Source organism: Picosynechococcus sp. PCC 8807, from assembly GCF_001693295.1.
GTDB lineage: Bacteria > Cyanobacteriota > Cyanobacteriia > Cyanobacteriales > MRBY01 > MRBY01.
In genome coordinates, this window is record NZ_CP016483.1 from 293,633 (window position 1) to 308,926 (window position 15,294).

The 15,294-nt window shown below is 48.3% G+C and carries 13 protein-coding genes and 1 pseudogene; 7 read left to right on the forward strand and 7 right to left on the reverse strand.

The genetic code is table 11. The annotated features are described in order from the left end of the window. Window positions 1-3: 3 nt before the first annotated feature. A complete protein-coding gene (locus AWQ24_RS01410) occupies window positions 4-972 on the reverse strand; it encodes an undecaprenyl-diphosphate phosphatase (protein WP_065715798.1) in 969 nt (322 codons plus the stop codon). Between the two features lie 319 nt (window positions 973-1,291). Between AWQ24_RS01410 and AWQ24_RS16515 the strand changes: the two genes are divergently transcribed. Further along, complete coding sequence (locus AWQ24_RS16515) at window positions 1,292-1,921, forward strand: DUF3120 domain-containing protein (protein ID WP_315862007.1); 630 nt, start codon at window positions 1,292-1,294, stop codon at window positions 1,919-1,921. An 18-nt stretch (window positions 1,922-1,939) separates the two neighbouring features. Here the strand turns inward: AWQ24_RS16515 and lipB are convergent. Continuing rightward, window positions 1,940-2,584 (reverse strand): annotated as a pseudogene (gene lipB, locus AWQ24_RS15835) (lipoyl(octanoyl) transferase LipB); the annotation flags it as partial. Between the two features lie 567 nt (window positions 2,585-3,151). Between lipB and hpf the strand changes: the two are divergent. Continuing rightward, on the forward strand, window positions 3,152-3,733 hold the full coding sequence (gene hpf / locus AWQ24_RS01420; RefSeq protein ID WP_065715799.1) for a ribosome hibernation-promoting factor, HPF/YfiA family: 582 nt from the start codon (window positions 3,152-3,154) through the stop codon (window positions 3,731-3,733). Window positions 3,734-3,896: 163 nt separating this feature from the next. Here the strand turns inward: hpf and AWQ24_RS01425 are convergent, their stop codons facing one another. Beyond that, on the reverse strand, window positions 3,897-4,685 hold the full coding sequence (locus AWQ24_RS01425; protein WP_065715800.1) for an S-adenosyl-l-methionine hydroxide adenosyltransferase family protein: 789 nt from the start codon (window positions 4,683-4,685) through the stop codon (window positions 3,897-3,899). Window positions 4,686-4,770: 85 nt separating this feature from the next. On the opposite strand from AWQ24_RS01425, the gene AWQ24_RS16370 reads away from it, so the two are divergent. Then, entirely contained in the window at window positions 4,771-4,935 is a 165-nt protein-coding gene (locus AWQ24_RS16370) for a hypothetical protein (protein WP_012305899.1), read from the forward strand. A gap of 167 nt (window positions 4,936-5,102) precedes the next feature. Here AWQ24_RS16370 and AWQ24_RS01430 read toward each other — a convergent pair whose 3' ends face one another. Both AWQ24_RS01430 and AWQ24_RS01435 read right to left on the reverse strand, forming a co-directional pair. Further along, window positions 5,103-6,266, reverse strand: a complete 1,164-nt coding sequence (locus AWQ24_RS01430) for a GuaB3 family IMP dehydrogenase-related protein (protein WP_012305900.1) — start codon at window positions 6,264-6,266, stop codon at window positions 5,103-5,105. Window positions 6,267-6,728: 462 nt separating this feature from the next. Then, a complete protein-coding gene (locus AWQ24_RS01435) occupies window positions 6,729-6,905 on the reverse strand; it encodes a hypothetical protein (RefSeq protein ID WP_041443725.1) in 177 nt (58 codons plus the stop codon). A 347-nt stretch (window positions 6,906-7,252) separates the two neighbouring features. Here AWQ24_RS01435 and menB point away from each other — a divergent pair, with 347 nt between their 5' ends. After that, entirely contained in the window at window positions 7,253-8,092 is an 840-nt protein-coding gene (gene menB, locus AWQ24_RS01440; protein WP_065715801.1) for a 1,4-dihydroxy-2-naphthoyl-CoA synthase, read from the forward strand. A 182-nt stretch (window positions 8,093-8,274) separates the two neighbouring features. Further along, window positions 8,275-9,111 carry a photosystem II manganese-stabilizing polypeptide gene (locus AWQ24_RS01445; RefSeq protein ID WP_030006064.1) on the forward strand — a complete coding sequence of 279 codons (837 nt, stop codon included), beginning with the start codon at window positions 8,275-8,277 and terminating at the stop codon, window positions 9,109-9,111. A gap of 236 nt (window positions 9,112-9,347) precedes the next feature. Here AWQ24_RS01445 and sigC read toward each other — a convergent pair whose 3' ends face one another. After that, window positions 9,348-10,544 (reverse strand): RNA polymerase sigma factor SigC, encoded by a 1,197-nt coding sequence (gene sigC / locus AWQ24_RS01450; RefSeq protein ID WP_012305904.1) that lies wholly within the window; start codon window positions 10,542-10,544, stop codon window positions 9,348-9,350. 414 nt (window positions 10,545-10,958) lie between these two features. On the opposite strand from sigC, the gene AWQ24_RS01455 reads away from it, so the two are divergent. Continuing rightward, entirely contained in the window at window positions 10,959-13,070 is a 2,112-nt protein-coding gene (locus tag AWQ24_RS01455; protein WP_065715802.1) for a TIGR00300 family protein, read from the forward strand. 197 nt (window positions 13,071-13,267) lie between these two features. On the opposite strand, the gene AWQ24_RS01460 is transcribed toward AWQ24_RS01455, so the two are convergent. Then, window positions 13,268-13,522, reverse strand: a complete 255-nt coding sequence (locus tag AWQ24_RS01460) for an RNA-binding protein (RefSeq protein ID WP_012305906.1) — start codon at window positions 13,520-13,522, stop codon at window positions 13,268-13,270. 375 nt (window positions 13,523-13,897) lie between these two features. Between AWQ24_RS01460 and mgtE the strand changes: the two genes are divergently transcribed. Continuing rightward, window positions 13,898-15,268 (forward strand): magnesium transporter, encoded by a 1,371-nt coding sequence (gene mgtE / locus AWQ24_RS01465; protein WP_012305907.1) that lies wholly within the window; start codon window positions 13,898-13,900, stop codon window positions 15,266-15,268. The last annotated feature ends 26 nt before the right edge of the window (window positions 15,269-15,294 follow it).

Below are 15,294 nucleotides of genomic sequence, written 5' to 3' on the forward strand. Positions count from 1 at the left end.
GGGTTAACGCAGCAGGGTTAATGCCAAGATGATCATACCAAAGCCTAATCGATACCAGACGAAAACCCAGGTTTGGTGTTTTTGGAGAAATTGGATCAGCCAGGCGATCGCCAAGTAGGAAAATACCGCTGAAGAAATCAGACTGACAATTAGGGTGAGGGGCGGCACCGTTGTTAATCCCCCACTCACTAACCCTTGGAATTCCACCAGGCCAGCGATGGTAATAGCCGGAATCCCTAGCAGAAACGAAAAACGCGCCGCCGTAGCTCGGTCTAGATTCATAAACAAACCCGCTGTAATCGTCGAACCAGACCGCGACACTCCGGGGATGACAGCGAGGGCTTGGGCGCAGCCCATGAGAATACCATCCTTGAGGCTGAGCTGGTCAAAGGCGCGTTGGTGCCGGGGATAACGTTCGGCAAGGGCTAACAAAATCGCCATCACAATGGAGGCGATCGCAATGGCGGTTAAGCTGCGCAACGGTGACGCGTCATAGTTAGGGACAAAAATTTTGAGCAGCAGACCCACGCAAAGGATCGGGAAAGTCCCCCACACGATGCCCCAAAACATGCGCCACTCTTGTTTTTGCCAATCTTTTTGTTGCCAAGCTTGCCAAGCCCCACCAATGACCTGCCGTAAATCTTGCCAGAAATAACCCAGCACAGCGACGATGCTCCCCAGTTGAATCACGGCGGTGAGAGCCACCCCTGGATCGGGCCAACCGAGGGCCACGGGGATCACCTTGAGGTGAGCAGTGCTACTGATGGGGATGAATTCGGTTAAGCCTTGCACCAATCCTAAAATAATCCCTTGGAACCAATTGAACTGTACCGGGGCGATCGCCAACTTATTTTCGGGCGTGGCGGCATTGATGCGCAGATGCCAAAAGCTAATCAACAGAAATAGAACCAAGCCGAGGGCCACCATACTGCTGAACTCAAACCAGTGCCGTTGTTGCTTTTTTTTGAGCATTGATGTCGCTTCCCTTGGGCGTCGGGTAAATCTGCCTCAACTACTCTAGTCAATCTGGTTGACCTTGACTAGCTTTTAGAAAAATCCGGCCTGGGGATTCCCCACTCGGGGGTTAAATCCTCGGCGATCGCCCCTCAGAAATGGCAAAATCAGGCAAATTTCCCGTCCTCTTTATGAGAAAATCGGGAGTCATAAGTTAAAATTCATTAATAAATATTTACAAGTTATTGTTACAAACCACTTTGTTTTGCTGAACCATCCTCTTTTCTCTGTCGGTGCAGTGTATGTTCTCAAGCGACAACAGGATCTCCGCCGCAATATTCCCCTGCTAATTTGCCTCGCGTCGGGCTTCTTGGTTTCTGTGCCTGTTTTTTTCCAAGCCCCCCTGGTCAGGACGGCTCCCTGGCTGAGTTTGGCCTTGACTCTCCTCTGGGTGGCGATCGCCTGTGGCCTCCGGCAGCGAGAAAATACCGAAATTTGGGGTGATCTCCTCTGGGGGTTTAGCTGGAGCTGGTTAGCCGGAGCCATCTATTGGGGCTGGTTGCGCTACGAACCCTTTTTACATCTTCCGGTGGAAGCGATTGGTCTACCCTTTGCTCTCTGGGGTCTGTGGCAAAAGCGGGGCTTGGTGGGACATTTGTTTTACCTGGGTTCCCTTCTTGGTACGGCGATCACCGACATTTACTTTTACCTCACGGATTTGATCCCCTACTGGCGCAAGCTCATGTATGCCGAACCGGATTTTGTGATGCCCATTTTTCAAGCGGCCTTGGCCCAGATGCAGACCCTCTGGGGCATCAGTTGGGCAGTTGTTTTGGTGAATTTATTGATCGGCATTAGTTGGTGGGCCTTCCGTCAGCCCCAAATCCCCTACTGGAGTTTCGCCGGGGCTGTGGTCAGTACTCTCCTCGTCGATGGTCTGTTTTGGATTGCGGCTTGCTTCGCCTAGGAGATCCTGTTGCTTGATCATCTCCAACTGAAAAACTTCGCCAAAAATCTTCGGTAAATCTTCGCGCACTTGGGCCAAGGTAATCTCCGGTAAAAACTGCTGCAAACTCCCCACGGGGCGATCGCCAATGCCGCAGGGAACAATCCGTTTAAATCCCGCCAAATCCGGGCAAACATTCAGGGCAAACCCATGCATCGTAATCCAGCGCTTCACCTTGATGCCAATGGCTGCCACCTTGTGACCCTCGACCCAAACCCCAGTTAGTCCAGGAATTCGTTCTCCCACCAAGCCATAGCGCGCCAAAAGCCGAATTAAGACTTCTTCCAATTGCCGTAGATACCAGTGCAGATCCTGTTGGTGGCGACGCAAATTCAAAATCGGATAACCGATCAATTGTCCCGGACAATGGTATGTCACTTCGCCGCCCCGTTCTGTCCGATGCAATTCTATGCCTGCGGTTTCTGGAGAAAATTTCACAAAATCCAGCTTTGAACCTGTCCCTAGGGTGTAGACCGGAAAGTGTTCCAGCAGCAGTAAAACATCACTCAACTGCCCATCCCGTAGGCGTGCTTCCACCAGTTGTTGTTGCTGTGCCCAAGCTTCGGTGTAAGGCCAAATTCCCCCTTGATAAAATAGACAAAGGGGGAAAGGGTGTGAATTGATATGACGCAATGTCAAGGGATCCGACAAAACATTAAAAGTCATCAAGGGGCGATCGCCTTTTGGCAAAACAATGTTAGATATTGTCCTCACCATAGCAAAGAGTTAAGAACTGTAAAAGCTTCCTGGCTTTCTTAATGTTTCAAAAAAGATAAATTGACAAGGCCCAAAGGCAAAACCTACAATTAAAACTATAGAGAGAAAGAGATAAATCCTAAAAATTCCCAGTCAATAAGTTGTCAGCAACTAATTTTCTCCAAAAGAACTAAAAACCGCTTAATTTTCAGTTTGTTTATCTCATCAAAAAAAGTTTCTCTAGTATTCAAACCTACGCTAATACTTGTAGAAGTGTTGCGTAATATTAAACGGACGGATCTATATATGACGCCACCACAATAGTTTTTCGCCTTGAAGAAACCTTGCTAGAATAACGAAACACTTCACCAACAAGTTCTTGTTTACACCAGTCATTTCATTGCGAATTTTCTTAGGCTTAAAATCCAGATTTCATTCGTAAATTGTGTACAAAGTAAACTTGTTTTATCCATTCAGATGGAGTAACCAGAGACTATGAAGCTATTGATCCAAGGCAACAACATTGCAGTAACTGAATCGATCCATGACTATGTTGAAAATAAGCTTGAAAAAGCAACCAAGCACTTTCAAACCTTCGCCACAAAAGTAGATGTGCACTTGTCTGTTGCTAACAATGCTCGCATTACCGACAAGCATAAAGCTGAAGTTACTGTTTACGCCAATGGTACAGTGATTCGCGCCCAGGAAGGCAGTGAAAATCTCTACGCCAGCATTGACCTTGTTTCTGATAAAATCGCCCGCCAACTCCGCAAATATAAAGAGAAAAATTTTGGCAAGAAAACCCATGTTCAGGAAAAAACTAGTGAAGTGTTACCTGAGGATCCGGTGCCAGATAATCTCATTGGTGATCGCGCCCCAGAGCTTCCCTCTGAAGTGGTACGGATGAAGTATTTTGCGATGCCCCCCATGACCATTGATGAGGCTTTAGAGCAGTTGCAGTTGGTAGACCATGACTTCTATATGTTCTTGAACAAAGACACAAATGCCATCAATGTGATCTATATCCGCAACCACGGTGGTTATGGTGTAATCCAACCGCGCCTTGGCAAAGAATAGTTGATTTTTTCAAGGTTCATTTAATGGCTTTTAGACAATAGTTATTATTTGGATCGTCGGCAAATCTAATCCCTGATTTAAAGGAAAGTTTTTTTTAACATAAAGCTTTCCTTTTTTATTGCTTCTTTTTTGTGGGTTATCAGAGACTAATTGGCTTGCATGTTTAGGAAATTTGATATTGAACCATTGCGCCCCGTTGCACCTGAAAAAAGTGTTGGGCATTACCTTGATTTACACTAATTTCTAACCAACCATGGCTTCCTATCAAGGCACAGGGATAATTTTTCGGCACATCTCCATAGGTACAAACCAGGGGAATTTGTTGACCCGCTAACGTTGCTTGGCCCTGATTATCTGCACATACAGTATTGGGAATGGTGCTAATCAAGTTCCCAAAGTGGTCGATGTGCTGGATTATCCCGGTGTAGGACTTGCCATTGCTCTGATAGGGTGGAACATTTAAACGCATGATTTCTGTTGATTTGAGGGGACGACCCAGCTTGGATAAAGGAACGCCCAGGGAAAGATGGGCTGCCACTGGCGCGAAAATGTCCCGGCCATGGAAAGTGTGACTCAGGTTTTCCCTTAGGGGCGATCGCCAATACTGGGGATTATCCAGTTCTACCGCCGCAATAATGGCATCATCTGCAAACAAACCGCTCCCTAGACCGTTATTTGGCCCCACAAAATAACCTTGGTTCAATTCCACGACGATCGCCTGGCGGTTAGTGCCCACCCCCGGATCCACAACGCCCACGAAGATTGTTTCCGGCGGGAAATAAGGCGCTGCACTCAACAGACAAAAGCGACCAGCCCACAGATCCTGGGGCGGAACATTGTGGCTGAGATCAATCACTAGGGCTTGGGGGGCGATCGCCGCCATGACCCCCTTCATTGTCCCCACATAGCCGTCTTGTAAACCGAAATCTGTCACTAAGGCGATCGCCATCATGTTTTAAGTATTTTGTAGTATTTGATACAGTTTAATCTGAAGCCTGTTACTCTAAAAATAGCCAATTATCCCCAGCGAGAAGATCATGTTTAGAAACGTTCAACAGCAAATCGTCAAGCAAATTAAACGCACCCACCGCGAAAACCTCAAGAAAAATTTGCAGCATCGCCTCGAAGCCGCCCGGAATTCCGGCAATGACCACCTCGTGCAGCAGTTAGAAGCGGAGGCCCAGTACCTTGGGATCGGTTAAACAATATTCATCTCAGTCGAATAATTTTTTTACCAAAACAAGAAAAAAAGGGAGTGTTGAAAAACATTCCCTTTTCTTTCGGTTAATTTGATGGATTTGCTTAAAACGAAGGCTCACTTTTCAAAAAGCTAAACCTCCAGGCCGAAAATCAGCAATCGTTGCCGAGCCTATTTACCCATGCCCAGTTTTTGGGCTTTTTGGTAGACCTTCCCTTCTGTCAACAGCGAAGGAGCAATTACTACTTCTACCTGTTGCATTTCCTTGATATTTTTGGCGCCGAGGGTTCCCATACTTGTTTTGAGAGCGCCCAAGAGATTGTGGGTTCCATCATCAAGTTTCGCTGGCCCCGTCATAATCTGGGTAATCGTGCCAGTTGTCCCCACATTAATCCGAGTTCCCCGGGGTAGTACAGGGCTAGGTGTAGCCATCCCCCAGTGGAAACCGCGACCCGGTGCTTCCGCCGCACGGGCAATGGGAGACCCAATCATTACTGCATCTGCCCCAGAAGCAATACATTTACAAATATCGCCACCAGTAACAATTCCACCATCGGCAATGATCGGCACATAGCGGCCAGATTCTTTCTCATAATCATCGCGGGCCGCAGAACAATCAGCAACTGCGGTTGCCTGGGGAACACCAACTCCAAGCACACCACGGGAAGTACAAGCCGCTCCGGGGCCAATCCCCACGAGCACGGCCGCTGCCCCTGCACGCATCAGTTCCAACGCTGCATCATAGGTAACGCAGTTCCCCAGGACAACTGGAATGGGCAGTTCAGAACAAAGTTTGTGCAAGTTTAGGGGGACAATCCCTTCAGGAGATAGGTGAGAAGTAGAAACTACCGTTGCTTGGATAAAGAGAATATCGGCCCCAGCATCAGCGACAATTTTGCCATATTTGGTGGCACCGACAGGGGTAAGACTCACTGCAGCGAGGCCGTTTTGAGCCTTGATTTCTTGGATGCGTTTCTGGATTAGCTCCGGTTGGATCGGCTTGGAATAGAGCTCTTGCATTAAGCCGACAAACTCGGTTTTATCAACTGCGGCGATCCGATCAAGGACTGGGTTGGGGTCTTCATAACGGGTTTGGAGTCCCTCAAGGTTCAATACGCCCATTGCACCCAAATCAGAAAGCAGCGCTGCCATTTTTACATCGACAACGCCATCCATTGCACTGGCTAAAATTGGGATATTTAGCTTAATTCCACCAATTTCGAGACTGGTATCTGCCAGTTCAGGGTCTAGGGTACGACCGCCCGGAACGAGGGCAATCTCATCGAATCCGTAAGCACGACGAGCTGTTTTGCCACGACCAATTTGAATGTCCACTCTTACTCCTTAATGATTGCCAAAACTTAAATGTGTCAGTCTAGGATAACTGATTGCTTGCATTTTCTTACAAAAAAGCGACCATCAGACGTCAATCTTTCTGGAGGCTGAATTTTGGGCTTGGTGCTGGTGACTCAGTTCGTGTGTAGATTCACGTAAAAGCAACTCGATGAACTAGCTTCATTTTCACGAAAGCGAACAATCATCTCTCCTAGTTAAAAATCACTTTGTTGCAAAAGAATTGACAGGTAAGAGTGAGAATTAGAGTGAAAAATGACTAGGATTTTGATTGTCGGATCCAAAGAAGTGGTAGAGAATATTCTGGGAAAGAGGCTCCCAAGGTGTTGAAGCTTGAGAGTTCATTACAGGATTCTAAAAATTTTCCTGGGGAAAGATTTTGTCTTTAAAAAAGGTTTACGGGTGATTGGCGATCGCCAAGGGACTATCGACCATTAAGCGGCCCTAGAAACTATAAAGGCCAGGGGCATAGGATTCGACAACATTACCGGTTTCTTCACAGCTCACCATTAAATAATCGCAGGTTTCACAAGTTGTTTCCCGCAGGCTAGAGTTGTGTAAATAACGGCGCAGAGCTGGAGCACCACAGTTCGGACAGGGGAGCGAATATGAACAATCCATAGCTTTGTCCTGAATTCTAAAAAAATTAAGGTCGGTGATTTTGAGGGTCGTTTGAAGTTTCATTAAAAAGCTTTTAAATGCAATTGAGTTGATCCCAAGAATATTCTCTTACCTTTTTCTTTGATCCTAAACATACTTAAGACTAATTTAAGTTTTTACCGAAAAATAGTCAAAAACAGTTTCGGGTTTTCCGTACTTTTAAGTAAAGGTTAACAAAAAAATATTAAGTTTGTCGGCCCTTTAAAAGAGTGTGAGCCTCCGTCGGGAAACATCTTTCACAAGGCCAGTGAACCTTAGCAGTGGGGGAATGGGATAAGATGACGGGCAGTCATTGTCTATGAAAAATTATGGAATCTCTTGCTTGGCAAGCCGTCAAAGCTTACGAAGATATTTTGTATCAAAAGTTAGATGGGATTGCAAAAATCACGATTAATCGTCCCCACAAGCGCAATGCCTTTCGACCCCAGACAATCTTTGAAATGTATGAGGCCTTCTGCGATGCCCGGGAAGATCAAGACATCGGTGTCATCCTGCTCATGGGGGCTGGCCCCCATGAGCAGGATGGGAAATATGCGTTCTGCTCTGGTGGCGACCAATCGGTGCGGGGTGAAGGGGGTTATGTCGATCAAGCCGGGGTACCGCGCCTAAACGTGCTGGATCTGCAGAAACTGATTCGCTCGATGCCCAAGGTGGTGATCGCTTTGGTGGCGGGCTACGCGATCGGCGGCGGCCATGTACTGCATCTTCTTTGTGATCTAACGATTGCCGCAGATAATGCAATTTTTGGGCAAACGGGGCCAAAAGTAGGCAGTTTTGACGGTGGATTTGGGGCGAGTTACATGGCGCGTATTGTCGGACAAAAAAAAGCCCGGGAAATTTGGTTTCTTTGTCGTCAGTATGATGCCCAGCAAGCGCTGCAAATGGGCCTAGTAAATCAAGTGGTTCCCGTCGCCCAGCTAGAGGCTGAGGGGGTGCAGTGGGCCAGGGAAGTGTTGAGTAAAAGCCCCATTGCGATTCGCTGTCTTAAGGCGGCGCTGAATGCTGATTGTGACGGGCAAGCGGGCCTCCAGGAGTTAGCGGGGAATGCCACTATGCTTTATTACATGACAGAAGAGGGTAGAGAAGGGAAGCAGGCTTTTTTGGAAAAGCGATCGCCAAATTTCCGCCAATATCCCTGGTTGCCGTAAAAAACCCAAGGCGATCGCCCAGGTAAGATGAGGATTCATTACCACTAAAGGATCCCAATTTGGTAGAGTAGATACCGATATAAAACCGGATAGCTTGTCCCTATTAGATCCCAGACTTTTAAAAAATTAAGTGGAACGGACAAGATTAGTTCCGCCCTGAGATTGACAAAAAGAGGTTAATCATGAAGTTACGTTCGTTATTAGCAGCCATTCTGGCTCTGTGTATCGGCGTGCTAACTGCTTGTAGTGAAGCGCCCGATGCTGCGACCGTCGATGTGAAGCAACTAACATACGACGAAATTCTCAATACAGGACTCGCGAACTCCTGCCCCCAAATCGCGAACTTCACCCGGGGAACAATTCCCATTGCTCCCAATGAAACTATTGAATTCTCTGACCTCTGCTTAGAGCCTCAAACCTACTTTGTTAAGGAAGAGCCCCTCAACAAGCGTCGTGAAGCTGAATTCATCGAAGGTAAGCCCCTTACCCGCTACACCTCTTCCCTCGAACAAATGACCGGGAAGATCAAAGCCGATAGCGACGGGCTCCTTACCCTGGTAGAAGAAGACGGTATCGATTTCCAACCGATTACGGTTCAGTTGCCCGGTGGTGACCAAGTACCTTTCCTCTTCACCATTAAAAATCTAGTGGCCCAGACCTCTACCCCGTCTGACTCCATCAACACTTCCACTGACTTTATCGGTGAATTCCGGGTTCCCCCCTATCGTGGTGCTGTATTCCTTGATCCCAAGGCCCGTGGTACTGCTAGCGGTTATGACAACGCTGTCGCTCTACCTTCCCAAGCCGATGAAGAAGAGCTAACCCGCGCCAACATCAAGCAGTACGAATCTCGCACTGGTGAAATTTCCCTGCAAATTGCCAAAATCGACGAGAAAACTGGTGAAATTGCCGGCACCTTTGAAAGCGAGCAAACTTCATCCACTGACATGGGTGCAGAAGATCCCGAAGAAGTCCGAATTCGCGGTATTTTCTATGCACGTCTAAAGACGGCTGCTTAATTTCAACTTCTCAAACACTGTTCAATCGAGGGGCGGCAATGCCCCTTTTTTGTGGTCTTTTTTCGTTGTGGTTGACTAAATTTTCGTCTACCTCTTTCCCAAACTCTTTTAGAAAAAGCTTTCGAGAAGAAAAATCTGGATTTTAGGCTAGTCGTAAAAAAACTGAACATCAAAAAGATCTAGAGTCAAGGAACCCTAGATCATCGCCTCATCCTCTTGGGATGGCTCATTTATGTTTATGACAATGTGTCCAAGTAATCCCGCATAATATTGCGGCGTTTGGGCTGGCGGAGTTTCTGGAGAGCCTTTGCCTCAATTTGGCGTACTCGTTCCCGCGAAAGCTCTAGCATTCGGCCAATCTCTGCGAGGGAGTAGGTTTTACCATCGCCTAGACCATAGCGCAGTTGAATGACTTCCCGTTCCCGGTCGGTGAGTTCTGTCAGTAAGTTATGCAAGTCACGTTGCAGAGACTCCCGCACAAGATTTTCTTCGGGGGAAGCATCTTGGGTTTCTAGGAGATCACCTAACTCTGTGTCCCGGTCTTTGCCGACGCGAATTTCGAGGGAAACGGAACGGGGAACCTTTTGTAAGACCTCTCGCACCTGCTCTGGGGTCATCTCCAGGGCCTGGGCTACGTCGTCTAAGCTGGGGGTACAACCCTGGGTTTGGGAAATTTGCCGTTGTGCTTTTTTGATTTTATTGAGCTTTTCGGTGACGTGAACCGGGAGACGGATGGTGCGACTTTGGGTGGCGATCGCCCGGGTAATCCCCTGACGAATCCACCAGTAGGCATAGGTCGAGAAGCGATAGCCCTTTGTCGGGTCGAACTTATCCACCGCCCGCTCTAAACCGAGGGTTCCTTCTTGGATAAGGTCTAAAAGTTCGAGGCCGCGATTCTGATATTTTTTGGCCACAGAAACCACCAAACGGAGGTTGGCCTGGATCATGTGCTCCTTGGCCTTTGCCCCAGCCTTGAGGATCGAGTCAAGTTCTTTAACGCTTAAGCCCACTTGCTCAGCCCAACGCTGTTTCCCCTGGCGAATGATATCCCGCAATACGGCTCGCTCTAGGTTCATTTCCTGGGCCCAGCGATTGAGGGAAGGGCGGCAACCCAACTCAATGGCTAGGCGGTCATGGACATTGATACAACTCAAAAATTCTGCCAAAATTTCGTCGCCTGCTTCTGCCCCCTCTTGTCGTTTTTCCAAAAGCTGGATATAATTTTGAACCTTGCGGGCTTCCGTTAATTCTTCATCTCTTTCGAGTAACGGTACGCGCCCGATGTCCTGCAGATACAGCCTCACTAAATCTGTGGTCTGACCATTCCGGAGGGTTGTTTCATCCGGATCAAACACAGCAAGCTCATCGTTGCTAGCGGTTTCGGTTAGGGAGTCAAAGGAACCTTGGCTCTTGGACTGCTTGGCGGTGGTCATAATGGCGACTCTCCTGAAAAATATTAGGGGGGTGCTTACCCTTAAATTTCCCTGAATAAAAGTCCTTTTCAAGGTTTTGATATATAAATTAACATCTCGGCCCTAGTCCAAAGGCGATCGCCGCTACAGTTTTATGTCAAATTTTCATGACAAAATAATCCTTTAAAGGCCAACAAAATCGTCAAATATTGCCAGTATCCAAGGCATTTTTGTCAGCATTTAGCAATATAAGAATAGGGCGATTGCCCCCAAAGCCTAAAAACTCGAAAAACTTAATTTGCGGTGGTTCTAGCGACCCCATAGAATTAAACTCGCGCCACAGAAAACAGAGTTTTGTACCGTACCGATCAATACAATTCGCTCGCTTTTCCCGTTGCATGATTAGTCCTAAACCATTCAGCTTTTAAATTGACCATGACCAACCCAACCCGCATTTTGATGTGTGCCCCCGACTATTACGAGGTGGACTATGTCATTAACCCTTGGATGGAAGGAAACGTCCACAAATCGTCCCAAGCTCAAGCCATTGAACAGTGGCAGGCCCTACATCAAATCATCAAAGAGTATGCCGTTGTTGATCTCGTGCCCCCTGCCCAGGGCTGGCCAGATATGGTTTTTACGGCCAATGCCGGTCTGGTCTTGGGTCAAAAAGCGATTCTCAGTCGTTTCTATCACCCAGAGCGCCAAGGGGAAGAACCCTACTTTAAGCAATGGTTTGCGGAAAATGGTTTCCAGGTCTATGAGCTGCCCCAGGATTTGCCCTTTGAAGGGGCAGGCGATGCCCTCTTTGACCGGGATTCTGGAGCGCTATGGGCTGGTTATGGTTTTCGCTCTGAACTCGACTCCCACGCCTACATTGCCCAATGGCTCGATGTGGAAGTTTTATCCCTACGCCTGATCGATCCCCGCTTTTATCACCTCGATACTTGCTTTTGTCCCCTAAGCGGCGGTTATCTCCTCTACTATCCTCCCGCCTTTGATACTTACTCCAATGCCCTAATTGAGCGGCGGATTCCGGCGGAGAAGCGTATTGTTGTCCCCGAACCAGATGCGGTGAATTTTGCCTGCAATGCGGTCAATGTCGATGATGTGATCATCATGAATAAAATCAGCCCAGAACTCGAAACGGCGATCGCCACCAAGGGCTTGCAGGTGCGACAAACGTCCCTCACGGAATTTCTCAAGGCAGGGGGAGCTGCAAAATGTTTAACCCTAAAAACCACAGAACCAATTCAAGAAACCGCCCAAGCCAATGCTCCGGTGGATAGTCGGATTATTCACCTCGAAGGGCATCTCCTCGACGCGGGTATTTTGAACCAAGCCTTGGATTTAATCAATGAACAGGGCGGCAGCGCAAAAGTATTAAATTTCAACCTCGGCATCGAGCGAAAAAATACGTCATCGGCCAATGTACGGGTATCCGCACCCTCTCCCACCACCATGGAAGACATTATGTCCGCCCTCATTGAAATGGGCGCGATCAGTGCTTCGGCAGAAGATATTCAGGATGCGCACCTAGAAACTGTGAAGCAAATGGGAGTCGCCCCCGATGATTTTTATGTGACGAATATCTATCCCACGGAGGTCAGGATTAAAGGCCAATGGGTTAAGGTGACCCACCAACGCATGGACGGGGCGATCGCCATTAGTGAGAGCAACGGCACTATTCATGCCCGCTGTCGTCTGTTGCGGGATCTCCAGGTGGGAGAAAAAGTTGTTGTGGGCATCGACGGGATTCGCACCAACCATAAAACCACCGCTCGTCCCAGCGCCGAAAAACAAGAATTTAGCTTCATGGGGGCCGGGGTTTCGAGTGAACGCCGTGTGGAATTGGTCGTTGAGCAAATTGCCTGGGAACTCCATAAAATCCGCGCCCAAGGTGGAAAAGTTGCGGTCACGGCTGGGCCAGTGGTGATCCATACCGGGGGGGCGCAACATCTCGCCAATTTAATTCGCCAGGGCTATGTCCATACTTTGCTCGGTGGTAATGCGATCGCCGTCCACGACATTGAACAATCAATGATGGGCACTTCCCTCGGCGTTGATATGAATAAAGGCGTCCCTGTGCGTGGGGGCCACCGTCACCACCTCAAGGTAATCAATACCATTCGTCGCTGTGGCAGTATCGCCAATGCCGTGGCCCAGGGGCTCATTACAAAGGGGGTAATGTATGAATGCGTCCAAAACAATGTGCCCTTCTGTTTAGCCGGATCTATTCGTGATGATGGCCCTCTCCCCGATACAGAAATGGATCTGATTCGCGCCCAGGAAGAATATGCGCGTCTTTTGGAAGGCACCAATATGGTTTTGATGCTTTCGACGATGCTCCATTCCATTGGCGTCGGCAATATGACTCCTGCCGGGGTGAAGATGGTCTGTGTCGATATTAATCCTGCGGTAGTCACAAAATTAAGCGATCGCGGCTCGGTAGAATCCGTCGGCGTGGTTACCGATGTGGGACTATTCCTCAGTCTCCTGACGCGTCAACTGGATCGACTCAACCAAAAAGCTGCAATTACTGTGTAATTCCCGGAACAGCCTAGGCGATCGCCAAAAAACTCTCTCGGAAAGTCTGGGGAGTTTTTTTGTTGCTGCTCCCGAATCATGGCGATCAAAAAAACCACTAGATACAAAACTAGTGGCCTCACTGAATTTAATTCATGTTGTTTGGAAGCATGGACGTTTTTTAGAAATTACATCCCATGCCAACGCAGAGGTGATATTTAGCGGCTGTTGGTGCGGGGTCTTGCTTTATTGACCTTCATGTCGCGGCCCATCCAGCTAGCACCATCGAGGGCTTCAATCGCCTTATCTTCTTCTTCATCGTTAGACATTTCCACAAAGCCAAAGCCACGCTTTCTTTGGGTTTCACGGTCTACCGGAAGATAAACGCGTTTTACTTTACCGTAGTCATTAAAGACTTCACGAAGATCGTCTTCTTCTACGGCGTAGTCCAGGTTTCCAACATAAATTGACATAAAAATTGTCTCCTTAAAGATGACTTAATCTGTGCATCGGGGAAGGAGAGTTCGTAGTCGTATCGGGCGGGGAGATTTTCTGTCAATACTGTCGTAACCAAACACAATACCAAACGAGACAAAACCGTAACCGAGTACTTTCGAATTCTTTTGATTCCCAACAATACTAGGCTAGCACAGTCAAAAAAATAAACACAAGTTTTGGGGGACACTTGTTTTGTAGAATAAATAAAGTTTTATGAAGCGCTTTCTCCTTTTTTTGATAGCCTGAGCACTTTTACTTAGATAATCGCAGAGTCACCCTTCCTTTAAGCTTTGTTCTGGGTACCCAGGCTGTTGTTGGCCGCACATTCCGAGGCAAAACGATCCATCAAGATGACTACATCCGCTAAACATACTGAGCTGCGCCAGTTGGTCCGAAGCCAATTGTTGCTTTTGCTGGAATCGAACAATTTGCAAGGGGCTAAATCGCTACTTGTGCCCGTACAACCCGTTGACATTGCCGAGGCGATCGAAGATTTACCAGAATCGATGCAGGTCATTGCTTTCCGCCTGCTTTCTAAAGCGGAGGCCATCGAAGTCTATGAATATCTAGATTCATCGGTGCAGCAGGCCCTCATTCAAAAATTTAAGCGCCAGGAAGTGCGGGAAGTCGTTGACCAAATGTCCCCCGATGACCGGGTGCGTCTTTTCGATGAATTGCCCGCGAAGGTTGTCCGGCAGCTCCTGGAGCAGCTCAGCCCCGAGGAGAGACAGGCGACAAATCTTTTGCTTGGTTACGAGGAAGATACCGCTGGCCGGGTAATGACCCCGGAGTATATTTCCCTCAAAGAAACCTTTACCGTTTCAGAAACCATCGAGCGGATTCGGCAACAGGCCAGCAAATCGGAAATTATCTACTACCTCTATGTCACTAACGCGTCCCGGCAACTGGTAGGCATTGTCTCCCTACGGGATCTCGTTGTTTCAGAGCCGGATTTACCGTTGTCAGAGATTATGACCAGGGATGTGGTCTCGGTTCACACAGATACTGACCAAGAGGAAGTGGCGCGAACGATTCAACGGTATGACCTACTCGCTTTACCTGTGGTGGATCGAGAAGATCGTCTGGTGGGGGTCGTTACGGTGGACGATGTAATCGACATTATTGAACGGGAAGCCACGGAAGATATCTATGCGTTGGGGGGGCTGCAAACGGATGGTGATAATTATTTCCAGATGAATCTGTGGACGGTGGCCAGGCAGCGGGTTGTGTGGTTGTTTGTGTTGCTGATTACGAATACCTTTACGGGCTGGATTATTAGCTCCCAGCAGTCGCTCTTGGAACAGGTGGTGATTTTGGCGGCATTTATTCCGCTTTTGACGGGGACTGGGGGAAATGTGGGGGCGCAGTCTTCAACGGTGGTGATTCGGGGTTTGAATACGGAAGATCTGAACGATCTGGGGCCGGCGAAGGTAGTCGGACGGGAGGCGATCGCCGGGGCATTATTAGGGGCGATCCTGGGGATTGTGGTGATTGTTTGGGCCTACTTTCTCCAGGGAAATCTGGCGGTGGCCATTTCGGTGGGGATCAGTTTGGTGGCGATCGCCGTGCTGGCATCGGTGGCTGGCTCCTCGCTACCATTTTTGTTTCGATACCTAGGGTTAGACCCGGCCCTAATGTCGGCACCCTTTATTACAACGGCGGTGGACGTGATTGGGGTTTTGATTTACTTTAATATCGCCCGCATGATGTTGAGGTTATGATAAGGCGAACGCACCCGTGAGGAGGG